This window comes from Acinetobacter sp. BWR-L5 (assembly GCF_039655985.1).
In the GTDB taxonomy this organism is placed as follows: Bacteria; Pseudomonadota; Gammaproteobacteria; order Pseudomonadales; family Moraxellaceae; genus Acinetobacter; species Acinetobacter johnsonii.
The window spans coordinates 16,688-40,836 of the sequence record NZ_JAGFEV010000013.1 but is presented as its reverse complement, the minus strand read 5'-3'; the positions used below and the strand labels follow the sequence as shown (position 1 = coordinate 40,836).

22 protein-coding genes are annotated in these 24,149 nt (G+C 43.2%); 14 read left to right on the top strand and 8 right to left on the bottom strand.

From position 1 onward, the window contains the following. Window positions 1-258 precede the first annotated feature (258 nt). The 3 genes from guaD (at window position 259) to JZ787_RS16910 (ending at window position 2,752) form a co-directional block, all read left to right on the top strand. Window positions 259-1,575 carry a guanine deaminase gene (guaD, locus tag JZ787_RS16920; protein WP_062031172.1) on the top strand — a complete coding sequence of 439 codons (1,317 nt, stop codon included), beginning with the start codon at window positions 259-261 and terminating at the stop codon, window positions 1,573-1,575. 225 nt (window positions 1,576-1,800) lie between these two features. Then, complete coding sequence (gene hpt / locus JZ787_RS16915) at window positions 1,801-2,328, top strand: hypoxanthine phosphoribosyltransferase (RefSeq protein ID WP_004697480.1); 528 nt, start codon at window positions 1,801-1,803, stop codon at window positions 2,326-2,328. A 172-nt stretch (window positions 2,329-2,500) separates the two neighbouring features. Next, window positions 2,501-2,752, top strand: coding sequence for a GlsB/YeaQ/YmgE family stress response membrane protein (locus JZ787_RS16910; protein ID WP_159126918.1), 252 nt, complete (start codon window positions 2,501-2,503; stop codon window positions 2,750-2,752). A gap of 57 nt (window positions 2,753-2,809) precedes the next feature. Here JZ787_RS16910 and JZ787_RS16905 read toward each other — a convergent pair whose 3' ends face one another. Both JZ787_RS16905 and dmeF read right to left on the bottom strand, forming a co-directional pair. Further along, a complete protein-coding gene (locus tag JZ787_RS16905) occupies window positions 2,810-3,511 on the bottom strand; it encodes a DsbC family protein (RefSeq protein WP_183174401.1) in 702 nt (233 codons plus the stop codon). A gap of 106 nt (window positions 3,512-3,617) precedes the next feature. Beyond that, a complete protein-coding gene (gene dmeF / locus JZ787_RS16900; RefSeq protein ID WP_346312921.1) occupies window positions 3,618-4,607 on the bottom strand; it encodes a CDF family Co(II)/Ni(II) efflux transporter DmeF in 990 nt (329 codons plus the stop codon). 56 nt (window positions 4,608-4,663) lie between these two features. Between dmeF and JZ787_RS16895 the strand changes: the two genes are divergently transcribed. After that, window positions 4,664-4,930 carry a metal/formaldehyde-sensitive transcriptional repressor gene (locus JZ787_RS16895; protein ID WP_004697473.1) on the top strand — a complete coding sequence of 89 codons (267 nt, stop codon included), beginning with the start codon at window positions 4,664-4,666 and terminating at the stop codon, window positions 4,928-4,930. Between the two features lie 166 nt (window positions 4,931-5,096). Beyond that, entirely contained in the window at window positions 5,097-6,248 is a 1,152-nt protein-coding gene (locus tag JZ787_RS16890; RefSeq protein WP_346312929.1) for an MFS transporter, read from the top strand. A 74-nt stretch (window positions 6,249-6,322) separates the two neighbouring features. Here JZ787_RS16890 and JZ787_RS16885 read toward each other — a convergent pair whose 3' ends face one another. Further along, entirely contained in the window at window positions 6,323-7,246 is a 924-nt protein-coding gene (locus JZ787_RS16885; RefSeq protein WP_159126916.1) for a LysR substrate-binding domain-containing protein, read from the bottom strand. A gap of 247 nt (window positions 7,247-7,493) precedes the next feature. Between JZ787_RS16885 and JZ787_RS16880 the strand changes: the two genes are divergently transcribed. The 4 genes from JZ787_RS16880 to JZ787_RS16865 all read left to right on the top strand — a co-directional run bounded on the left by JZ787_RS16880 (window position 7,494) and on the right by JZ787_RS16865 (window position 12,267). Further along, the gene (locus JZ787_RS16880; RefSeq protein ID WP_346312920.1) at window positions 7,494-8,795 is read left to right on the top strand and encodes an MFS transporter; all 1,302 of its coding nucleotides are present in this window, start codon (window positions 7,494-7,496) and stop codon (window positions 8,793-8,795) included. A 59-nt stretch (window positions 8,796-8,854) separates the two neighbouring features. Then, entirely contained in the window at window positions 8,855-9,754 is a 900-nt protein-coding gene (ttdA, locus tag JZ787_RS16875) for a L(+)-tartrate dehydratase subunit alpha (RefSeq protein WP_062031161.1), read from the top strand. Beyond that, entirely contained in the window at window positions 9,751-10,359 is a 609-nt protein-coding gene (gene ttdB, locus JZ787_RS16870; protein WP_062031160.1) for a L(+)-tartrate dehydratase subunit beta, read from the top strand. The genes ttdA and ttdB overlap by 4 nt, the downstream gene beginning before the upstream one ends. A gap of 213 nt (window positions 10,360-10,572) precedes the next feature. Further along, window positions 10,573-12,267, top strand: a complete 1,695-nt coding sequence (locus JZ787_RS16865; protein WP_346312928.1) for an NAD-dependent malic enzyme — start codon at window positions 10,573-10,575, stop codon at window positions 12,265-12,267. A gap of 158 nt (window positions 12,268-12,425) precedes the next feature. On the opposite strand, the gene mnmE is transcribed toward JZ787_RS16865, so the two are convergent. From mnmE to rpmH, 5 genes are all read right to left on the bottom strand, one after another. Next, window positions 12,426-13,781, bottom strand: a complete 1,356-nt coding sequence (gene mnmE, locus JZ787_RS16860) for a tRNA uridine-5-carboxymethylaminomethyl(34) synthesis GTPase MnmE (protein WP_234950931.1) — start codon at window positions 13,779-13,781, stop codon at window positions 12,426-12,428. Between the two features lie 100 nt (window positions 13,782-13,881). Next, entirely contained in the window at window positions 13,882-15,645 is a 1,764-nt protein-coding gene (gene yidC, locus JZ787_RS16855; RefSeq protein WP_004697434.1) for a membrane protein insertase YidC, read from the bottom strand. A gap of 5 nt (window positions 15,646-15,650) precedes the next feature. Continuing rightward, a complete protein-coding gene (gene yidD / locus JZ787_RS16850; protein WP_004977726.1) occupies window positions 15,651-15,971 on the bottom strand; it encodes a membrane protein insertion efficiency factor YidD in 321 nt (106 codons plus the stop codon). 9 nt (window positions 15,972-15,980) lie between these two features. Continuing rightward, window positions 15,981-16,370, bottom strand: coding sequence for a ribonuclease P protein component (rnpA, locus tag JZ787_RS16845; protein WP_039890852.1), 390 nt, complete (start codon window positions 16,368-16,370; stop codon window positions 15,981-15,983). 33 nt (window positions 16,371-16,403) lie between these two features. After that, on the bottom strand, window positions 16,404-16,538 hold the full coding sequence (rpmH, locus tag JZ787_RS16840; RefSeq protein ID WP_000831329.1) for a 50S ribosomal protein L34: 135 nt from the start codon (window positions 16,536-16,538) through the stop codon (window positions 16,404-16,406). Window positions 16,539-17,210: 672 nt separating this feature from the next. Here rpmH and dnaA point away from each other — a divergent pair. The 5 genes from dnaA to JZ787_RS16815 all read left to right on the top strand — a co-directional run bounded on the left by dnaA (window position 17,211) and on the right by JZ787_RS16815 (window position 24,009). Further along, window positions 17,211-18,590, top strand: a complete 1,380-nt coding sequence (dnaA, locus tag JZ787_RS16835) for a chromosomal replication initiator protein DnaA (protein WP_004697428.1) — start codon at window positions 17,211-17,213, stop codon at window positions 18,588-18,590. A 110-nt stretch (window positions 18,591-18,700) separates the two neighbouring features. Further along, the gene (gene dnaN / locus JZ787_RS16830) at window positions 18,701-19,849 is read left to right on the top strand and encodes a DNA polymerase III subunit beta (RefSeq protein WP_159127930.1); all 1,149 of its coding nucleotides are present in this window, start codon (window positions 18,701-18,703) and stop codon (window positions 19,847-19,849) included. Window positions 19,850-19,864: 15 nt separating this feature from the next. Further along, window positions 19,865-20,947: a DNA replication/repair protein RecF gene (recF, locus tag JZ787_RS16825; protein ID WP_078390109.1), complete on the top strand. Its 1,083-nt coding sequence runs from the start codon at window positions 19,865-19,867 to the stop codon at window positions 20,945-20,947. Window positions 20,948-20,999: 52 nt separating this feature from the next. Then, a complete protein-coding gene (gene gyrB / locus JZ787_RS16820; RefSeq protein ID WP_346312919.1) occupies window positions 21,000-23,471 on the top strand; it encodes a DNA topoisomerase (ATP-hydrolyzing) subunit B in 2,472 nt (823 codons plus the stop codon). A 169-nt stretch (window positions 23,472-23,640) separates the two neighbouring features. Next, window positions 23,641-24,009, top strand: coding sequence for a hypothetical protein (locus tag JZ787_RS16815; RefSeq protein ID WP_346312918.1), 369 nt, complete (start codon window positions 23,641-23,643; stop codon window positions 24,007-24,009). The last annotated feature ends 140 nt before the right edge of the window (window positions 24,010-24,149 follow it).

Genomic DNA, 24,149 nt, shown 5'->3' with positions numbered 1-24,149 from the left:
TCAACAAAATTTTGCGAATATATTAAATCATTTAAGCTCAAAGCTTGTGCTTATGCATTGCATAAAAAATCATGATCTTATCGATGGCACAGGTACATGTCTGGCCTTAAAACAGTTCAATTTTTTAGAAAATACTGCTCCAGTCTTTCATTTAAAATCTAGTGTTCACAACCCAAATAAAAACTTCAGTAAATAGCCGTGAAAAAAATCCAGTTTACGGTACAATCAATCGAAAAAAAGTCAAAACGCAGGTTTAAAATGTCTTCTGTAGTTGCAACGACGGCGGTTCGCGGTCGCTTCCTAGATATTCAGAATACGGTTGCCCAAGCGCGTGAAATTCACGACCAAGTGCGTTACGTAGAAGATGGTTTACTGATTAGCCAAAATGGCAAAATCCAATGGTTTGGATCTTGGCAGGAGGGGCAACAGCACCTTCCTGTTGGCGTCGAGGTTCAGCACTATCCTGAACAATTGATTGTGCCGGGTTTTATCGACACCCATATTCATTTTCCACAAACAGAAATGGTGGGGGCCTATGGTGAACAGCTACTCGAATGGCTCAATACCTATACCTTCCCAACCGAATTACAATTTTCCGATAAAGCCTATGCCGACCAGATTGCCCAATTCTTTGTGCAAGAACTGCTGAAAAATGGCACCACCACAGCCTTAGTCTTCTGTACTGTGCATACCGAATCGGTAGATGCACTATTTGAAGCAGCAGGGCAGCACCAGATGCGTCTGATCGCAGGTAAAGTTATGATGGACCGTCATGCACCTGAAGACCTGTGCGACACGCCTGACAGTGCTTATGCAGACTCTAAGGCACTGATTGAGAAATGGCATGGCAAGGGTCGTAACCTGTATGCGATTACGCCACGCTTTGCTCCAACCTCAACACCAGAGCAATTGGCTAAAGCAGGCCAGCTCAAAGCTGAATACCCAGATGTATATGTGCATACGCATTTAAGTGAAAATAAAAATGAAATCGCTTGGGTAAAAGACTTATTCCCTGAACAGCAAGGTTATCTCGATGTCTATCATCACTTTGGCTTAACCGGTTCGCATTCAGTCTTTGCCCACTGCGTGCACTTAGAAGATGCTGAGTGGGACTGCATGCACCAGACGGATTCAGCCATTGCTTTCTGTCCGACTTCCAACCTATTTTTAGGCAGTGGTTTATTTCCATTGAATAAGACTTGGGAAAAACAGGTAAAAGTTGGGCTGGGTACAGACATTGGTGCAGGAACCTCTTTTAACCAACTACAAACCCTCAATGAAGCTTATAAAGTGCAGCAGCTTCAGGGCGATAAACTGTCCGCATTTGAGTCGCTCTACCACGCTACGCTGGGCGGTGCCAAAGCTCTGAGCTTGGATGATAAACTCGGTAACTTTAATTTGGGCAAAGAAGCCGACTTTGTGGTGCTCGATCTCAAAGCAACTGCGTTGCAAGCATTACGTCAACAACGTGCAAAAGGGATTGAAGATGCGTTATTTGCCCTAATGACTATGGGTGATGACCGTAATATTCATGCGACTTATATTTTTGGTCAGAAAGCCTATGTGCAAAACTAAGTAGCAAATAGCGAAAATTTAAGCAGCTAATCGAGTTTTGAAACAACTTTGATTTTCGCCTCTAAACCAAGCTGCATCCCGCCTGCAATGAAATGATTACATTTCCAGCGGGCAAAAGGGGGTGCATCTCGTTTAGAGATATATTAAAATTAATACATATATAGAGGTGTTGCAGGTCAACGCCTTTTTTATTTTTGATTTTTTTTAATTTTTAGGTATCTACCCATGACCGTTCAAATGAGCGTAATGATTTCTACTGAAGAGATTCAAGCGAAAGTAAAAGAGCTTGGTGCACAAATCGATGCGCATTATGCAAACAGTGATAAGGAACTCGTACTGATTGGTTTATTACGTGGTTCAGTCATTTTCATGGCAGACTTATGTCGTACCATTTCAAAACCCCATGAACTCGACTTCATGACGGTTTCGAGCTACGGTGGCGGTACGGTATCTTCACGTGATGTAAAAATTTTAAAAGATTTAGACGGTGAAATTCGCGGTAAAGATGTTTTGGTCATTGAAGACATCATCGACTCAGGCAACACCTTGAGCAAAGTACTCGAAATTTTAGAAACACGCTCTCCCAACTCAATTGAACTGTGCACCTTAGTCAGCAAACCTTCACGCCGTGAAATTGAACTTGATGTGAAGTTTTTAGGCTTTAATGTCGAAGATCGATTCATTGTGGGTTATGGCTTAGACTACGACCAAAAGTACCGTCATTTGCCATTTATTGGTGAAATTGGTCTTTAAGATCAATCGACAAAAGAGTGGCCGAAGGCCACTTTTTTTATTTTTACTGTTAGCTAAGTACATAAAACATACAGTTTTTAGCAGATTCGCTCTACTGCACAGTCGCATTATGCCCGATGATATTTTTGCACATGATGTAAAAACAAAGACATGATAAAAAAGGAGCTGGCTCATGTGGTCACTTATTGTTGCAATCGTGATTGGTTTTATTGCAGGTCTCATCGCACGTGCTATCCATCCTGGCGATGACAAAGCGGGATTTATTGTCACCACTTTACTGGGGATTGCAGGTTCTCTCTTAGCCACTTATGGTGGTCGTTTACTCGGTCTCTATAGTGAAGGTTCTGCGGCAGGCTTTATTGCGTCAGTTATTGGAGCCATTGTTATTTTATTCATCTACAACATGGTCACCAAAAAAACCTAAACTCAGCCATTAAAAAAAGCACCGTTTCAGGTGCTTTTTATCTGTATCTTTGAACTCTTATAAGCCCAGTTCACGCCACATATTTTCAATAGTGGTTGAAGGCACAGCGCCATTCACTTTAAAGCCATTTGAGAAAATAACCACAGGCGTCCCTTGTAAACCTAGACTACGACCGAGTTCAATGTTGCGCTCAATTGGATTGGCACACGGTTTTTTCGATGTCGGCTGAATCCCTTTCGCAATCAAATTTTTCCATGCGAGGGCAGGGTCTGCTTCACAAAACACTTGTTTCGACGGTGCAATCGATTGCGCCTTAATAGCATAAATAAAGGTGTAGATGGTCACATCATTTAGTTTATTCAGCTCAGCCTCTAACTGCTTACAGTAAGGACAGTTTGGGTCTGAAAAAATCGCCAATTGGCGTTTGCCGTTGCCTTTAACGCTTTTAATGGCATCTTTTAGCGGCAGCTTGTTCCAATCGAGCGAATTCTGTTGCACATATAAGGCAGCACTTAAATTTTTCTGATCTTTTAAGCGCACCATCGAACCAGCAATCACATGCTCAGCCGCTTCGCCTAAATACACAATTTCGCCATCTAAAGATCCGCTATAAATGCCCGACATTTCTGTTTTTTGAATATTTTGAACATTAATATTTGGATAATTCTTTTTTAAGTTGGCTTGAACACTTTCTACGCTGGCCATACTCATGCTTGCAATTGCACTTGTGAGTAGTGCCAAACCCAGTTTTTTTATCATCACTTTTTGCTCTTTCAATCGGAGAACCACGGCGCTAGTGTAGAGCGTATTATTCAAGCATTGAATCATTTTTTCCACGGCTTTACCGAAACCCAACACGCCTTGCTTATGAACTGGCCAAAGTTTCACGTGGAACAGTTAGAGCCGTACTATTAATTTCCACCGAGACATGAACAATTTCCTCATGAATCGAGAGTATTTCCCGCACGCGATCCGCAGTTAAGTCTACCGTCGTTTCTAAAGCCAAAATGCAGGAAAACTTGCCTTTGCCTACTTTCCACACATGTAAATCGGTCAAGGTCGTCTGCGGTAGTTCTGCCACCACCTCTCGAATTTCATCCACCACATGATGATCCATTTCAGCATCTAACAAGGTTCTTCCCGTTTCTTGCATTAAGCTCAATGCCCATTTAGCCACCAGTATTGACCCCACGATCCCAAGGGCAGCATCGAGAAAATCCCAGCCCAAATATTTACCAAAAATCAGTGCGATAATCGCGAAAATAGAAGTCACGGCGTCTGCCACTACATGCATAAATGCAGCTTTCTGATTTAAATCATGATGATGGCTATGTACTTCTGATGCATGATCATGATGGTGATGGTGATGGTGATGGTGATGGTGATGGTGATGGTGATGGTGATGGTGACCATCATGCAGCAACCATGCACAGATTAAATTCACCAATAAGCCTAAAATCGCAATTGGAATCGCTTCGTTATAATGAATTTGTACAGGCGAGAATAGACGCTGAATCGAGTGAAAAGCCATAAAACCCGCCACCACCATCAACAAAATAGCGCTGCTGTAACCTGCAAGAATTTCAATTTTCCATGTACCGAAACTAAAGCGCTGATCATGGGCATAATGCCGCGCAGCACGATAGGCAAAATAAGCCAAACCCAGTGCTAACATATGCGAACTCATATGCCAACCATCCGCCAACAAAGCCATTGATTGGAAAATCCATCCACCAATCACTTCTAATAACATCATGACTGCCGTTAAAATGGTTGCCATTAAAATCCGTTTTTGTGCCAGTGGATTACCGTCATCAAAATGATGCGTATGCTGACGTGATGGGGTATTTTGCATTTAAAATCATTCACCAATATACTCCCCCTTAGTATATTTATTTTTGGAGCAATGTGTTGAGTCATTTGCATGAAGATAAAAAAATTTTAAACCGTGTGAAACGCTTACAAGGACAGGTCAACGCCGTTGAACTCTCGATCACACATCCCGATGCCAGTTGTATCGACGTTTTACAGCAAGTCGCTGCTATTAAAGGTGCGGTCAATGGACTGATGAATGAACTGGTTGAAGCACACTTACGCCATCATGTATTAGCACAAGCTGAACAGGTCAATGAAGAAGAGCTGGCTGAGTTCTTAAAACTGCTGAAACGCTATGGCTAAGTTTCATTGCGTTCTTTTTCAAGTTTTTAGTTGACCATTTTTTCCACAAACCGATACACTGTTGCTCTCTATCCTTTTTCTCTTGGGCATCAAAATATTCTTGTTTTGACCGAGAGAGCCGCATGGCATTTGCATGACAACAACCACTTCTTGGCGTCCATTTTGTATGGTCAGCCTCGCCTTAATGATGGGAACCATGGGGACTGCCTTAGCCAGTCCACTTTACCCGCTGTATCAAGCCTTATGGCATCTGGTGCCGAGTCAGATCACCTATATTTTTGTGGCTTATATGTTTGGTTGTCTCGCTACTTTACTGTTTCTCGGCCGGACCAGTAATAGCATTGGCTATTTACGCACCTTACAAGTAGGGTTGGTGTTTATTAGCATCGGGTTGGTGATTTCCGCTTATGCTTCTGATGCTCTCATTTTATCTTTGGGGCGCTTTATTATTGGTATTGCATCTGGTTTGATGACCACTTCGGCCTTACTGGGACTGATGTATACCGTGCCCAAAAGCCATCAACAGATTGCACCACAACTCAGTTCGATTATTACCGCAGTAGGCTTTGGCTTAGGCCCGCTGATTGGTGGCCTGATAGCTCAATTTTCAGAATATCCGTTGGTTAGTCCTTATCTACCCGTTATTCTTGGCGCTGTACTGTGTTTCTTTGGTTTATTTTGGGTTGAGTCTCCTACATTTACCGCACAGCCCTTTAGTATCGCCCCAAAGCTACTCCGACCAGAAGTGCAATATCATCAGTTGTTTTTGATCGTTGGATTTACCGCATTTAGTGCCTTTGCCGCATTTAGCTTATTTGCATCCTTATCTCCTTCATTTGTGCGGGATATTTTGCCGTGGCACGGCCCCCTCATCAGCGGTTCAGCCATTACCAGTATTCTCATTATCTCTGCCGTGGTGCAGTATTTTGCCAGAAGCATTCCCGCTTATAAGTGTCTCAACTATGGCTTAATCACCTTGATTGCAAGCTTAGGCATTTTGGCGCTGTGTATGCTATTTCAACTGAGTGCATTTTTCTTTATCAGTGATTTTCTCGTTGGTGTCGGACATGGCCTGACCTTGATTGGTTCCTTTGGTCTCATTCATGCCATGACCAGCTTAGAGAATCGTGCTGCAGTGATGTCGACTTATCTTTTTATTGGTTATTTGGGTACGATTGTGCCCATTGTAGCTGTGGGTTATTTGGCAGATCACTTTGGATTAAGTTTCGGAGTCATTAGCTTTTGCATTGCCATCGCTTTATTGTGTTTTTATCTGTGGTTTGCACATAAGCGTAGTATACGTCTAGCTTCTGCATAGAAAGAGCGAAGTCAAAATCATTTGGATTTAGATCGTTCTTCAGATGCCATTTTTCAGTCGATCCTTGCTATAACTTAGGTTCTTTTCTTGTTGGCATGGGCTAAGTCCGTATGTTCATTTAAATACTGGCTTAGATGTTCTAAAAAATAGGACACTCTTGGTGAGTGCTCGAGCCGATCCATATAAATCGCATAGATATCGGCAGGGGGCGTCTCATAGTCCTGCAAGACTTGAACTAAACGACCACTTTTTAAATACTTGGCCACGTCCCATTCAGCTCGCATTAAAATACCATGACCATCGAGTGCCCAACCAATGGTGACTTGGCCATCATTGCTACTCAATTTTCCATGCACTTTAACTGTCTCTTCCTTATCCCCTTGAGTTAAACGCCAGTTGGCATATGCCGCATCGTTTTGTCTTAACACAATGCATTGGTGCAGGGTCAGTTCGCGTGGCGTAAGTGGTGCCCCAGCGTGTGCCAAATAACGCGGAGAAGCACATAGAAGCCGTCGATTGGCCGCAATTTTTTTCGCAATTAGTCGTGAGTCCGGTACCTGTCCAAAGTGAATCGAGACATCAATCGCATCATTCGGCAGATGAATCGGACGATCGGTCAGATGTAACTGGACTTCAATATCTGGAAATTTTCGCGCAAAGTCTGAAATCGCAGGAGCAATGTAGGTTCGACCAAAACCAAACGGGGCATTGACCCGCAGCAAGCCCTTAGGCGTGGTGCGACTCCGCGCCACTTGCTGTTCCATTTCTTCAATTTCTTTCAAGATTCGCGAAGCATTCTCAAAATAAATTTCGCCTTCATTGGTCAAACTGATACGTCTGGTGGTCCGATTCAACAACCGAACCCCTAAACGCTCTTCCATTTGTGTCAGACGTCGGGACACGGCAGGGGGCGTTAAATTCAACTCACGCGCTGTTGCAACCAGACTGCCCTGTTTTATTAGTAAACAAAAAAATGCTAATTCGGTATCTGAGCTCATGATTATTCAGTTTTTTGCAAGAGTGATTTAACTTTATATCGATTCATCGGTTTTGCAAAGTCTCTAATATCCCTATCACGTTACCCCCCAAACAACATATCTCACCCAAGCAAGGAAACTTGAGTGAGTCATAAAGTCCACCGTGTAAGGACAACGGTGCACAAACGGGGAGCTGTTTCACCAAACTCGATTGCGGTGTGACTTCAACCCAATCGGGAGGTAATCGCTACTGATATGGAGATAAACCATGGACATGGATATCGAGAAACGGACGCTACGCAAAATCACTTGGCGTATTGTGCCGTTTATCATGATTTTATATTTAATTGCCTATATTGATCGGGTCAATATTGGTTTTGCTGCCATTACCATGAAAGAAGATTTGGGCTTTACCGCTTCGATTCTCGGTTTTGGTGCAGGAATTTTCTTTTTGGGCTATTTCCTCTTTGAAGTTCCCTCCAACATTATTTTGCACAAAGTTGGCGCTCGCATTTGGATTGCACGGGTCATGGTGACTTGGGGCATTATTGCTGGCGGGATGGCCTTTGTCGAAAGCTCAACCAGCTTTTATGTGATGCGATTTTTACTGGGTGTCGCCGAAGCAGGCTTTTTCCCCGGCATTATTTTGTATTTAAGCTACTGGTTCCCTGCACGAAACCGAGCAGGGGTAATTGCCTTATTTATGGCTGCCGCCCCTATAGCCACGGCGATTGGTTCTCCTATTTCAGCAGCATTACTGGAAATGCACGGCATCATGGGCTTAGCCGGTTGGCAATGGATGTTCCTGATTGAAGCCATTCCTGCGGTGATCCTAGGCGCCGTAGTGTTTTTCTACATGACAGATCGACCTGAAAAAGCCGCGTGGTTAAAACCCGATGAGCGAGAATGGTTGGTTAAAACCATGCAAGCCGAAGATGCCAATAAAGGAGGGCAACAGCAGCACAGTATTTTACGCGGACTCGCCAATCCACGCGTGCTTGCTCTGGCACTCATTTATTTCGGTACCTCCGCGGGGTTGTATACCCTTGGCATTTGGGCACCTCAAATCATTAAGGAACTGGGTGTCAGCTCAATGACCGTCGGTCTATTGAACGCTATTCCTCCTATTATCTCTGTGGTTGCCATGATTTTGTGGTCACGCCACTCCGACAAAACCAATGAGCGCACATGGCATGTGGCTTTGGCTTGTTTAACCGCAGCTGTGGGGCTCGCGATTGCAGCCAGTACTGGCAGTATGTTTGGCCTGATTGCCGCATTAACCATTGTCAACGTCGGCATCAGTTGCTCTAAACCGCCACTGTGGAGCATGCCAACCATGTTTCTATCGGGCGCCGCCGCAGCGACAGGCATCGCAACCATTAACTCGATTGGGAACTTAGGTGGCTTTGCGGGTCCAGCCATGATCGGTTGGGTTAAAGACCAAACTGGGAGCTTTGCAGGCGGTTTGTATTTCGTCGCAGGTCTGCTGATTTTATCCACCGTCCTGACCCTCGTTTTAAGTTTTACTCAAAAAAACAAAGCCAATTCGGCTGAATTGAGTAATTCATGATCTTCATTTTTACCTTATTCGATATTCGAGCGTATTGAAAGCTTTACAAGGAGCCTCCCATGGACAAAGAACTTGCCGTACAGTCCCTCACGGACACCATGGCCAAATTTACAGCCTACATTGGCAAACGTTTACCCAAAGATGTCAAAAGCAAACTGATTGAGCTGAAAACCTTGGAAACCAACCCATTAGCCAAATCAATTTATGACTCAATGGATGAAAACCAAGAAGCAGCAGATCGACTAAACCGTCCCAGCTGCCAAGACACCGGCGTGATTCAATATTTTGTTGAAGCGGGTGCACATTTCCCACTGTTGGGCGAATTGCAGGAAATTTTACGTGAAGCGACCGAAGAGGCGACCCGTACAGGCCCCTTGCGCCACAATGCAGTTGAAACCTTTGATGAGAAAAACACAGGCACCAATACGGGCACTCAAATTCCGTGGCTAGACTGGCGCATCGTCCCTGAACAGGATACCTGTACCATCGATGTGTATATGGCAGGCGGCGGGTGTACCTTGCCAGGTGCAGCTAAAGTTTTGATGCCAGGTCAAGGCTATGAAGGTGTAGCTGAGTTCGTGATGGATGTGATTACCGAGCGTGGTGTGAATGCTTGCCCGCCGTTACTGGTCGGTGTCGGGGTGTCCACTTCAGTTGAAACCGCTGCACGCTTGTCCAAACTGGCCATTATGCGCCCTGTAGACTCAAGAAGTGATAACCCCCGTGCTGCACTGATGGAAGACTTGCTGGAACAAGGCTTGAATGAAATTGGCATTGGCCCACAGGGCTTAACAGGCAATAACAGCGTCATGGGCGTCAATATTGAGTCTTCGGCTCGTCACCCATCCACCATTGGCGTGGCAGTCAACACTGGTTGCTGGGCACACCGCCGTGGCAAAATTAAAATTAACCCTGATATGTCTTATGAAATTCTGTCACACGAAGGAGTTGTGCTATGAAAAAAGTACTGACCACCCCATTACGTGATGAAGACTTAGCCGATCTTAAAATTGGTGACGTGGTATATCTAACTGGACGTTTAGTTACTTGTCGTGATGTGGCACATCGCCGCTTAATTGAACAAGGTCGACAACTTCCCGTGAATTTAGAAGGCGGTGCGATTTTCCATGCCGGCCCAATCGTGCGTAAAAAGGATGATGGCGGTTTTGAAATGGTCTCCATTGGGCCCACCACCAGTATGCGTATGGAAAAATTTGAACGCGAATTTATCAAACAAACTGGGGTGAAACTGATTGTGGGTAAAGGTGGCATGGGCCCTGAGACTGTCGCAGGCTGTCAGGAGCACAAAGCAGTCCATGCGATTTTCCCTGGAGGATGTGCGGTACTGGCAGCCACTCAAGTCGAGGAAATTGAAGGCGCTGAATGGCAAGACCTCGGGATGCCTGAAACTTTATGGATTAACCGCGTCAAGGTATTTGGCCCGCTGATCATCTCGATTGATACCCATGGCAATAATCTTATTCAGCAAAATAAAACCCAGTTCCAAGCCAAAAAGAAACCAGTGCTGGATCGGATTAGTAAAGAACTGAGTTTTATTAAATAGTGCATTACAGACAGCACCTCAAACGATCCTGTTTGGTGTTGTCTATCTCTCTTTATTTTAACTCTAAGCCTGCATTTGGTCAGACACATCACAGCCAAATCAGGCATTTCTCTTCACTTGTGTCCCTATTCACCACAACGTCTCGACGTTTAATCCATACTTCTTTCAGCAGAATACGGACATTGCAATCGATGTAACGAGATCAGCCTCATGATGGATCATGTAACCATAAAAAAACCGCTCTATATTCCCTATGCAGCTCATTCACTTTTAGAACTGCCGTTGTTGAATAAAGGAGCTGCATTTTCAATACAAGAACGCAATACCTTCAATTTACACGGCCTAATTCCACACGTGATCGAAACCATTGAGGAACAAAGTCGCCGCTCCTATCAGCAGTATTTATCTTTTAATGATGACATCAACAAACATATCTATTTACGCAATATCCAAGATACCAACGAAACTCTGTTTTACCATCTGCTCAAACATCACTTAAGTGAAATGATGCCGATCATTTACACCCCAACTGTGGGTGAGGCCTGCCAACGTTTTTCCGATATTTATCGCCGACATCGTGGCATTTTTATTTCCTACCCAGATCGCGCGCATATTGATGAAATTCTACACAACGTGAACCGCAAAAATGTCAAAGTTATCGTGATGACCGATGGAGAGCGGATCTTAGGTCTTGGGGATCAAGGCATTGGCGGCATGGGGATTCCCATTGGTAAACTGTCGCTTTATACCGCCTGTGGCGGCATCAGTCCAGCCTATACTTTGCCTATTACGCTGGATGTTGGGACCAATAACCAACAGTTACGCAACGATCCGCTGTATTTGGGTTGGAACCACCCCCGTATTAGTGGCGATGAATACAATCAATTTATCGATGATGTGATTCGTGCCATTCAACGACGCTGGCCGAAAGCCCTGATTCAGTTTGAAGATTTTGCTCAACAAAATGCCATGCCTTTACTAACTACCTACCGTGAACAAATCTGTTGTTTTAATGATGATATTCAAGGTACGGCGGCTGTGGCGTTAGCTAGCCTGATTGCAGCATCTCATGTGGTGAAAAAGCAGGTAAAAGATCAAACGATTGTTATTTTAGGTGCAGGTTCAGCAGGCTGTGGTATTGCGGAACAAATTATTGCACAAATGAAAATTGAAGGGCTCAGCGACCTTGCTGCACGCTCACGTCTTTATTTGGTAGATCGCTTTGGTTTAATGACTGAACAGCAGCCCAACTTACTCGATTTTCAAAGGAAGTTGGCTCAGCCTTTGCGTGCCATTGAGACATGGGCAAATGTAGCGCCAGAGATTTCTCTGCTCGAAGTCATTCAACATGCCAAACCCACAGTATTAATCGGAGTTTCAGGACAAACTGGCTTATTTAGTGAAGAGATTATTCGCACACTGGCTGAAAACTGCGAGCGCCCGATCGTCTTTCCCTTGTCCAATCCCACCTCTCAGGTCGAAGCGCTCCCCGCAGATATTATTCAATGGACAGAGGGTAAAGCCTTAATCGCAACAGGCAGTCCATTTGCACCAGTACATCATCAAGGCCATATTTACCCCATTGCTCAGTGCAATAATGCTTATATTTTTCCTGGGGTTGGTCTAGGTGTCATTGCCGCAGGTGCGCAAAGCGTGACCGACCGAATGCTAATGGCCGCGAGTAATGCACTAGCCAGCTGTTCACCCATGCTGAAAAACCCAGACCATGATTTACTGCCAAGTATTGACGCCATTCAGGACATCTCTAAAATTATCGCCTTGCAGGTAGGGCTTGCCGCGATACGGGAAGGGGTTGCCCCATTGATGGATGAAGCTAGCTTGCAAAAAGCCATTGAGGCACATGTATGGAAACCCGAATATCGAGATTACCGCCGAATTACCTTTTGATTGGCTTCTTACAGCATAGGAATCTCATAAACTTTTGTGCCAAAGAGAAGCTGAATAGCAGCACTAGCCATCCTATGTATAAAAAAGCACCCAGCCTTTAAAACTGAGTGCTTTTTTATATCCATCTTCCTAAATAGGCACGATGCTAAATGTCGGCATTACTTTCCAATACAGAATGATCCAAAAATTTTCCCAAGCAAATCATCCGCACTAAAATCCCCTGTAATTTCACCAAGGGCATTTTGCGCCAAACGTAGCGACTCTGCGACCAACTCGCCCGCGTTATACACCACCAATTGTTCACGCGCTTCAGCAAGGTAAAGCTGAGTGCGTTTCATTGCGTCTAAATGGCGTGTACGCGCAATAAAGGTATCTTCTTCAGGCTGGAAGCCTGCATGCGCTGTAATCGCTTCTATGAGTGCTTGAACGCCAGTTTCTTGCTTTGCCGAAACCATAATATGACGGAAGCCATTAAAATCTTCGATATGCGATGTTGTTTCCATCAAATCACACTTATTACCAATCAGCATTAAACGTTTCGGTTCAATATGCTCAGCAAAATATTCTTGCGCCAGTTTGAGTGGGTCTTCGCCTTGGCTTAAGTCATAGACTAAAAGTAACAGGTCGGCTTGCTCAATTTCTTTAATGGCACGACGAATCCCTTCTTTTTCTACAATATCGCCGGTTTCACGTAAACCCGCAGTATCGGTTAAGGTAATGGGTAAACCATTCAGGGTAATTTTTTCATGTAAGACATCTCGTGTAGTACCTGCAATATCCGTCACAATGGCACGTTCAATGCCCGCTAATGCATTGAGCAGTGATGACTTACCCGCATTCGGTTTTCCTGCAATTACCACTTGTAAACCTTCACGCAGCAACTGTCCTTGACGAGCCGATTGTTGCACTTGGTTCACAGCAGACGTAACGCCATCTAAAAGATTTAAAATTTTCCCGTCCGCGAGAAAATCAATTTCTTCTTCAGGAAAGTCAATCGCAGCTTCCACATGCAAACGTAGATGAATCAATTGCTCCAACACGCGATTTACTTTAGTTGAAAATGCACCTTGTAATGAACGTACCGCAGAACGTGCAGCGGCTTGAGACGTCGCATCAATTAAGTCAGCAATCGCTTCAGCCTGTACCAAATCCAGTTTGCCATTTTCAAAAGCACGCATGGAAAACTCACCGGCTTTTGCTGCAATCGCACCGAGCTCCAACAAACGCCCCAGTAAAGCATTTTGAATGACAGGGCCACCGTGACCTTGCAACTCAACCACATCTTCACCAGTAAACGAGTTCGGGTTCGGAAAACAAAGCGCTAAGCCCTCATCCATCACTTCGCCAGATGCATCATAAAACTGGCGAAAACCAGCAAAACGCGCTTTCGGTAAGTCTTTTTGGGTCAAGGCCTGTGCAATCTCATAAGACTTGGGACCAGATAGGCGAATGACCCCCACACCACCACGCCCAGGTGGTGTTGCAATGGCAGCAATCGTGGTTCGGTTGTACATAACATTCACCTAAAATCTTATAAAGTCACACAATGAAAAATCCGCCTAAGATTACCATCTTAAGCGGATTTATTCAGCTTTTCGCGAAAAGTTGCCTCGATTAACTCGACGCACTTTCCTTATTCAAGCGGTCTTTTTCAACAGATTTGTTGATCAAGGTCTGCTGAATAATCGTGATACTGTTGTTGACAATCCAGTACAACACGAGACCCGCAGGGAAGAACAACATAAAGACTGTGAAAACAATCGGCATGATTTTGAAAACTTTCGCTTGCATTGGATCAGCAGGTTGGGGATTTAAAGACTGCTGAATGAACATTGTTGCGCCCATTAACAGCGGTAAAATAAACCACGGATCCATCGCTGACAAATCTTGAATCCAAAGTAACCATGGCGCATGACGAAGCTCAACTGACTCCATCAACACCCAGTACAACGCAAGGAAGATTGGCATTTGTAATAACAATGGCAAACAACCCGCAAGCGGATTGACTTGTTCACGTTTATACAGTGCCATCATTTCTTGAGAGAAGCGCATGCGGTCTTCACCGAACTCTTCTTTCATACGCTGCATTTCAGGTGCAATGACACGCATTTTCGCCATTGAGCGATAGCTCTTAGACGACAATGGCCAAAGAATCAGTTTCACCAAGACCGTTAACAAAATAATTGCCCAGCCCCAGTTGCCCACTAAACCGTGGAAGAACTCAAGACCCAAGAACAATAATTTCGCAATTGGCCATAACCAACCATAATCAACAGTTTGGTTTAACCCTGTTGCAAGCTCTTTTAACTCAGATTGAACTTTAGGACCTGAATAGAAGGTCGCGTCAATCTCAGCCACTGTACCAGCAGGTACAGTAATCGTCGGTGAAGTAAAACCAATGATATTCATATCATCCGTTGACTTACGCGACTCTAATTTCGCGACATAAGGTTGACCATTGGCTTGCGTCAATTTTAAGTCACCAGGAATCCAAGCACTCACAAAGTAGTGCTGAACCATAGCAACCCAGCCGCCTTTCGCTTCAACATTCAATTTTTCTTCATTGAAGTTAGCAAATTTAAGCTTGTTATAATGTTCTTCAGGCGAACCCCAAGCACCACCTAAGAAAGTGCCCAGCGTGAAAATACCTTGATCCGATTTGCCTGGATCATCAGAGTTGTCACGTTTGAGTTGACCAAACATTTGACCCTGCCAGTTTTGACCACTGCGGTTCACCACTTTATGGTTCACAACAACAGGATATTCACCTTGCTTAAAGGTAAAGGTTTTAATGATTTCCACACCATCAGCTGTTTTCAGTACCATCGGTACAGTTAACACTTTGATGCTTTTTCCATCTTCAGTTTGAACCGCTTTGGCATCATTCAATGTATAAGCAGATTTTTCAATCTCATACATTGGACGACCGCTACGGTTACTGTCTGGACCATTAAGACCAATTAAACCAGACTGCGCCACATAAGTACGTTTTGCATCACTTTCAAGCATGACAAATGCTTCGTTACTGTCTTTGCTCTTGTCATGGTTTAACAATTCAATACGAACAATATCACCACCTTTAGGATTAATCCAAAGATGATAAAGGTCAGTTTGTACTGAAATAAGCTGTTGATTTACAGATGCTTTTGCTTCTGTAGCTGGTTGCTGAGTCGCGATATTTGCTTGTGGCATATCAGACGCTGCTGAAGCCGTTTGAGCATTTGGCAAATCTGCAGATACTTCATGTGAAACTGCTGCAGCCTGTTGTGGCTGTGGCTGAGTTTCAGCATGTCCATAATCTTTTTGCCAAGCCAAAATGAGCAAATAAGCGACAACAAACATGGCCCCGAGAATGGCAAACCTGGCCCATTGTTGCATATCGATTACCCCAAGTGGTTAGAGTGATTTTGGTTCAAGAAACAATCACGAAAGGGTACAGCAACCAGATGCTTTTGAGAATCTATTTGCTGAAAAGAGATAAAACGAATCCTTTTGTTTGGAACAGGGTCATACCCCGATCCACCCCAAGGATGACAACGGCAAATACGTTTAGTAGCCAACCACACACCACGCACAGCACCATGTGTATGGACTGCTTCCAATGAATATTGAGAACATGTAGGGATATAACGACAACGCGGCCCAAGTAAAGGACTAATCGCAATTTGATAAAATCGAATTAACCAATGCAGTAACCGGACCATTGGCCATCTCTACTTTTGCAGGGAGGGAGCTATTTTTTGATGCTTTTTGGCAAGACGTTGTAATTTTTGCCAAGCAAATTGTAATTGCTGGTGCAACTCTGCATTAGGCACTGTTTCTATCCCCATTTTAGGCATAACCACAATATCTAAAGTTAATTGCTGTTGATGCAAGCGAAAACTTTCGCGAGCCAAACGTTTTACTCTATTTCTTTCGTGTGCACGACGCACTTTCTTTTTAGCAACAACAATACCCAAACGACTTTGAGGTTGTTCGGTCAGTTTTGCTAGAAATAAGAAATGGGGCTGATGCACTTTAAAAAGCGCACCATCGAAGACACTTTTATAATCGGCAGCACAGCGAATACGAACCTCTGTGCTGAAGCCATAAAGTGTAGTCATAACACCCAAAATCGTTTAAGCGTTAACTATTGATTAAACAGTTAAGCTGTGACGACCTTTTGCACGACGACGAGCTAATACTTGGCGACCAGCTTTAGTAGCCATACGAGCACGGAAACCATGAACGCGCTTACGCTTTAATTCAGATGGTTGGAATGTACGTTTCATATCGAAACTCCAAAAATGATCATTCAATGAAGGTTCGCGAGTTTAGTGTTCATTGCTTGAGCTGTCAATGGAAAACCGATTTTCTTGTGAAATTAAGCCTTTTTATTTGTAACAGCAGCTTGAACTTGCTCTTTTCTCGAAAACATTTAAACAACTGCACTTTTTTCTTATACACAACCTAGATTATTGTTTATTAAAGTGATATAAGTTACCAACAAGATTACCCACACAATTATCCACAAGTCTTTAAATTCACTTGCTGTGCATGTTTTTAAATTTAAATTCATTTTGGATCTCCAGTTATCCCCAGAAAACAGGTCTCTTATAAATAAATTCAAATTTATAAATTTAAATTTATTACTATTAGGGCGGTCTTTTTCTGTGGAAATGACGATTTTTTAATTATAAAACAATAAAATATGGTGTGGATAAGATTGTTTTTATAAAATTAATAGTTTGTGGATAACTTTGTGCTATATTCTATCCACAGTTTGCGGATAAACTTATCCACACCAATATTTGAATTTAAATTTATTTTCATAAGCAGGCTTTTTGAGCAATATTTGCAGAATTTTCCATGACAGATGTGGATAACTTAGTTAGAATGGCGACCCGCTTCGGTGGGTACTTGGTGTTTTTATTAATTATCGATGGAATGAATAGGGGTTTCACATGCTTTGGACGGACTGCTTAACTCGCTTGCGACAAGAGCTCTCTGGGAATGTCTTTACAATGTGGATACGCCCTTTAGTTGCAGAAGAGTTAAATGACACATTACGTCTTTATGCTCCAAATCCCTATTGGACACGTTACATTCAAGAACATCACCTAGAGCTGATTACAATTTTAGTGGAGCAGCTCTCTGAAGGGCGTGTACGTAAAGTTGAAATTTTAGTCGATTCACGTCCAGGTGCAATTTTATCTGCGAGTGAGCAACCTGCAACGACGACGGCAGCTTTAGAGTCTGCTCCAGCACCTGTTGTACGTCCGAAAAAAGAAAAAGAAGAAGGGAATTCTAAAAACAGCCGTAAACGTCAGTTAAATCCTTTATTTTCCTTTTCACTTTTTGTGGAAGGTCGTTCAAACCAAATGGCTGCTGAAACGTGTCGTAAAGTTTTAACTCAGTTAGGTGCTTCTCAGCACAATCCCTTATTTTTATATGGCCCCACCGGTTTAGGTAAAACACACTTAATGCAAGCAGTGGGCAATGCCTTGTTGCAAGCCAAACCGAATGCACGTGTCATGTATATGACGGCAGAAAGCTTTGTTCAAGATTTTGTTAGTTCTTTACAACAAGGCAAAGTGGAAGAATTTAAGAAAAATTGCCGATCTTTAGATCTATTGTTGGTCGATGATATTCATTTGCTGGCGGGTAAAGAGGCGAGTTTAGTTGAGTTTTTCTATACTTTTAACGCACTTTTAGACGAATCTAAGCAAATTATTCTGACTTCAGATCGCTATCCAAAAGAATTAACGGAATTGGATCCACGTTTGGTTTCACGTTTCTCTTGGGGCTTGTCGGTTGGGGTTGAGCCACCTGATATTGAAACCCGTATTGAAATTTTGCTGAAAAAAGCAGAAAGCAATGATGTGGAATTACCGAGAAACTGTGCGTTATTTATTGCGCAACAAGTGGTTGCAAACGTACGTGAATTGGAAGGTGCACTGAATAAAGTGGTGGCCATTTCACGTTTTAAGGGTACAGCTATTGATTTGGATGTTGTGCGTGAGTCATTAAAAGACGTCTTGGCCATTCGTGCACGAACCATCAGTACTGAAAATATTCAACGTGTGGTGAGTGAGTACTTTAGAATCCCACTCAAAGAGTTGGTTGGGCCTAAACGTACCCGTATTTATGCTCGTCCGCGCCAATTGGCAATGGGTTTGGCACGTGAGCTAACGGGAGATAGTTTCCCTGAAATTGGTATGGCTTTTGGCGGCCGAGATCACAGTACCGTCATGCATGCTTGTGAAAAAGTTTTAAGTCTGCGCGATGAAGATCCGATCTTCAATGAGGACTATAAAAACTTGCAACGTTTGCTGCAAAGTTAAGCAAAATTGCTCAAATTCTATTCTTGCAATGCGGCATGTTCTGCCGCATAGTACACTGCTAAAAACACATTTATTTATTATTTTATCTTCAGTTTTTCGAGGAATGTATCGTGCGTTTAAAAATCGCGAAAGAAAGCTTACTTAATGTTCTATCACATGTCGTAGGAGCGGTTGAACGTCGCCATACTTTAAATATTCTCTCAAATGTTAAAGTACAAGTAAGCCAAGCGTCGTTGACGATCACAGGTTCAGACTTAGAAGTCGAATTGGTTGCAAGTACCCCTCTTGCAGAAGGGGCGTGTTTACAAGCGGGTGAAACCACGGTTCCTGCACGTAAGTTGATGGATATTTGTAAATCTTTACCGACTGCTGCACTGATAGACTTACAAATTACTGAAGATCAACGTTGTATTTTAAAGTCTGGTAATAGCCGTTTTGTGTTGGGGACTTTACCGGCTGAAGATTACCCGTTATTGACCACAGAGAACACGCAAGGCACGCAAGTTGCGGTGACACAGCGTGAATTAAAGCGCCTATTTGAAAAAACTGCATTTGCTATGGCTGTGCAGGATGTGCGTTTTTATCTCACGGGAACCTTGCTTGAAATTGATAATAATCAACTGCGTGCAGTGACCACAGACGGCCACCGCTTAGCTCTGTGTGAAACTGTTGCTAGCTCAAATGCCACTCAATTGATTCAAGCGATTGTTCCACGTAAAGCGGTGGGTGAACTACAGCGTTTATTGAGCATTGAAGATGAACAATTGGCGTTGTTGATTGGTCGTGAACTATTGAATGTGACCATTTCTATTGCCAGCCGTGACAAAGAACAAGGGGATACAACGGTTCGTTTCACCACTAAACTGATTGACGGTAAATTCCCTGATTATCGTCGTGTGATTCCACGTGGTGGGGATAAAAATGTGTTAATTGCACATGATGTCTTTAAGCAATCTTTACAACGTGTTTCGATTTTAAGTAATGAAAAACTACGTGGTGTGTTCTTAAACTTTGCCGCAGACACTTTGCAGCTACGTGCCAATAACCCAGAGCAAGATGAAGCTGTAGAAGATTTGGCGATTCAATACAATAATGCGCCAATGGAAATGTCTTTTAATGCCCAATACATCTTGGAAGTCTTAGGTGCATTGGATGGTGATGATGTTTCAATGACGATGACTGAAGCAAATCAATCGGTTCTGGTGCAAGACCCAGCCCACCAAGATCAGACCTATGTGGTCATGCCAATGCGTGTTTAAGCCCTAGGTTCAGGCATGCAAATCACGCGTTTAAACATCGAACGTGTTCGAAATCTCAGAACGGTTGCTCTCCATGGATTGCAACCGTTTAATGTTTTTTATGGACAAAATGGTTCAGGTAAAACCTCAATTTTAGAAGCCATTCATCTGTTGGCGACTGGGCGTTCCTTTCGGACCCATATTCCGAAACACTATATTCAAACCGACACCCAAGACGCGATTGTCTTTGCCCAATCCAGTTCTGAAAAAATAGGGATGCAAAAGCTGTTGTCTGGTGAACAGCTCATCAAGGTCAATGGCGACAACATTGCCACTCAAGGTCAGTTGGCTAAAATTCTTCCTTTGCAACTGATTGATCCGCAAAGTACCGATATTATTGATCATGGTGCCAAGCCTAGACGGCAACTATTAGATTGGCTGATGTTCCACGTGGAACCTGAGTTTTATCATGCATGGCAATATTATTCACGGGCATTAAAACAGCGTAATAGTTTACTGAAAACACGACGGAATCTAAGTCTGGCAGATTTGGAGCCGTGGAACAAAATGCTTGGTGATTATGGGGAAATGCTGCATTCGCAGCGCGTCAGCATTGTGGAGCAGTGGAAGGGCTTTTTTGAGCAAGATTTAAAACACCTGCTGCCAGATATCGAGGTTCAGTTAGAATATAGCCCTGGCTTTCATACCGAGTTAGGGTTACTGAATGACCTGCAAAGTCATCATCAAAAAGACCTTGAACGGCGATATACCGAGTATGGTCCACACAAGGCAGATTTGCGTTTAAAAACAAGCCTTGGCGATGCCGATGTCGTGCTGTCACGTGGACAAAAAAAGCTGTTAATCATAGCCTTAAAACTGTCACAGATTGCAATGCTACATGCTTGTAATAAGGAAACTGTGGTATTATTAGATGATCTGACAGCAGAATTAGATTTAACAGCACAACAACGTTTAATTGAGCGATTGAGCCAACTGGGTAGTCAAGTTTTTATTACCACTTTAGAGTATGAATCAGTCAAAAATCACTTACATGATTTATCTATTTCTTATCAATTATTCTGTGTTGAAAACGGTCAAGTTCAAGTTGTCGCACAATGATTTTAGATTTTACCCATCACGGGATAGACCTATTTTTCGCTAGGGAGAAACCATGAGTTCAGAAGATCAACAAGCTGCTTCTCAAACGGAACAAACCACAGAAAAAGCTTATGATTCCTCTAGTATCAAAGTATTACGTGGATTGGACGCAGTACGTAAACGTCCGGGTATGTATATTGGCGATACGGATGATGGTTCGGGCTTACACCATATGGTGTTTGAGGTGGTGGATAATGCGATCGATGAGGCGCTTGCAGGTCACTGTGATGAAATTTTGGTGACGATTCACGAAGATGAATCTGTAAGCGTATCGGACAATGGGCGCGGTATTCCGACCGATATTCACCCTGAAGAAGGGGTTTCTGCCGCAGAAGTGATTTTAACCATTCTGCACGCAGGTGGTAAGTTTGATGACAATAGCTACAAGGTTTCAGGTGGTCTACATGGTGTAGGCGTATCTGTAGTGAATGCCTTGTCACGTAAGTTGGAACTGACGATTCATCGTGCAGGTCATATTCATCAACAAGAATATAAACACGGTGATCCTGTTTACCCATTGACTGTTGTGGGGGATACGGATACCACAGGGACAACTGTCCGTTTTTGGCCAAGTGCTGAAACTTTTAGCCAAACCATTTTCAATGTCGATATTTTGGCACGTCGTTTACGTGAATTGTCTTTCTTAAACGCGGGCGTGCGCATTGTTTTGCGTGACGAGCGTATTCATGCAGAACATGTGTTTGACTACGAAGGCGGTCTGTCTGAGTTTGTGAAATATATTAACCAAGGCAAAACCCATCTGAATGACATTTTCCATTTCACCGTACAGGCTGAAAATGGCATTGGTGTTGAAGTGGCGTTGCAGTGGAATGATACCTATCAAGAAAATGTACGTTGCTTTACCAACAACATTCCACAAAAAGATGGTGGAACGCATTTAGCGGGTTTCCGTGCGGCATTAACGCGTGGTCTAAACAGCTACATGGAAAACGAAAACTTACTCAAAAAAGAGAAAGTAGCGGTTTCTGGTGATGATGCACGTGAAGGTTTAACTGCGATTGTTTCAGTGAAAGTGCCTGATCCGAAATTCTCTTCACAAACTAAAGAAAAGTTGGTTTCAAGTGAAGTGAAACCTGCGGTTGAACAGGCAATGAACAAATCATTCTCTGAATATTTGCTTGAAAACCCGCAAGCTGCAAAATCGATTGCAGGCAAAATCATTGATGCGGCTCGTGCCCGTGATGCGGCGCGTAAAGCGCGTGAAATGACACGCCGTAAAAGTGCGTTGGATATTGCAGGCTTACCAGGTAAGCTCGCAGATTGCCAAGAAAAAGACCCTGCATTATCTGAATTGTATCTGGTCGAGGGTGACTCTGCTGGCGGTTCAGCTAAACAAGGCCGTAACCGTAAGATGCAAGCGATTTTACCGTTGAAAGGTAAAATCCTAAACGTGGAACGTGCGCGTTTTGACAAGATGATTTCATCTCAAGAAGTCGGCACGCTAATCACGGCATTGGGTTGTGGTATTGGTCGTGAAGAGTACAATCCAGACAAATTGCGTTATCACAAAATCATCATCATGACCGATGCTGACGTGGATGGTTCGCATATTCGTACCTTATTGTTGACCTTCTTCTTCCGTCAAATGCCAGAGTTAGTGGAACGTGGTTATATTTATATTGCTCAGCCACCACTGTATAAGCTGAAAAAAGGCAAACAAGAGCAGTATCTTAAAGATAATGATGCGCTTGAAACCTATTTAATTTCAAACGCGATTGATGAGCTTGAATTGCATATCAGCGATGCTGCACCTGCAATCCGTGGTGAAGCTTTAGCGAATGTGATTGCGGACTATCAAACGTCTCAGAAGAGCTTACAGCGTTTAACTGTACGTTATCCTGCCAGTGTCTTAGATGCGTTGATTTCAGTTGAAGGCTTTAAACTTGATCAAAACCACGACCGAGCTTATGTCGAGCAGTGGGCTGAACAAGTGCGCAGTGCTGTGGCAGAGATTCAACCGAGCTTGCGTCCAGAGTTAAGCTTAGAAACGTTTGAAAAAGAACTAGTAGATGGTCAAAAAATAGAGACTTACTTGCCTCGTATCACCATCTATGTACACAATCTGCCACACAGCTATTTATTAGATGCAGGCTTATTGGGTTCTGGTGAATATGCACGTTTGTTGAAGAACTCTAAGAGCTGGTTCACGCTGCTTGAAGACGGTGCTTACCTGCAAAAAGGTGATCGCAAAATTGCAGTCACTAGCTTCCATCAGGTATGGCAGCATATTTTGTCTGATTCCCGTCGTGGCATGATGATTCAACGCTATAAAGGCTTGGGTGAGATGAATGCGGACCAGCTTTGGGAAACCACCATGGATCCTGAAAACCGCAACATGTTGCAAGTTACCATTCAGGATGCGATTGAAGCCGATCGTATGTTCTCTTGTTTGATGGGTGATGATGTGGAGCCACGTCGTGCATTCATTGAAGAAAATGCATTGAATGCGGATATTGATGCCTAAGCGCTTTACAAAATAAGCCATAAAAGCACCCTACGGGGTGCTTTTTTTTACAGCATTTTTTATGATTTTGAATAAAATATAAACAGTGCATACTGTTATTAAACTGACTTATAGCGATGTCATGATGTGAGTATCAAGTCTTTTGCACAGTGCAAAATGTGAGGTCATTATGATGGATAACCAACTAGAACAAGTACGCGACATTTGGGTGAATGCTTTTTTTACGGGCAATTATGAAGTTTTAGCTCAATATGAAGATGAGCATTTTAAAGTGGTCTATGAACAAGCTGATCGTGTAGAGAGTAACTATACGCGCTATGAAAAGATCGCACATGCTGTGAAAAATGGCGTTTGGAAACCTCAAAAATCCGACGTCGAATTTGAAGAATTTGAATTTAATCGTGACCAAACACGCTGTCAGGTATTGATTGGTTTGGTTGAAAATCGTCAACAAATCCAAGAAACATGGGTCTTTGATCAGGGTTGGAAAATACAAGAATTACGGTTTTTAAAGGCGCAAAGAGCCGTATTAAATTAAGGAAAAAGAGAGCAAAAACAGGATGGATTTGCCTAAAACAACTGGATAAATAAACAGCGCTGACCTGTGGATAAATAAAAATAGCACTTTATATCAGCTGCTAAAATACGTATAATTTTATCCACAGTTGTTCTAGGTGC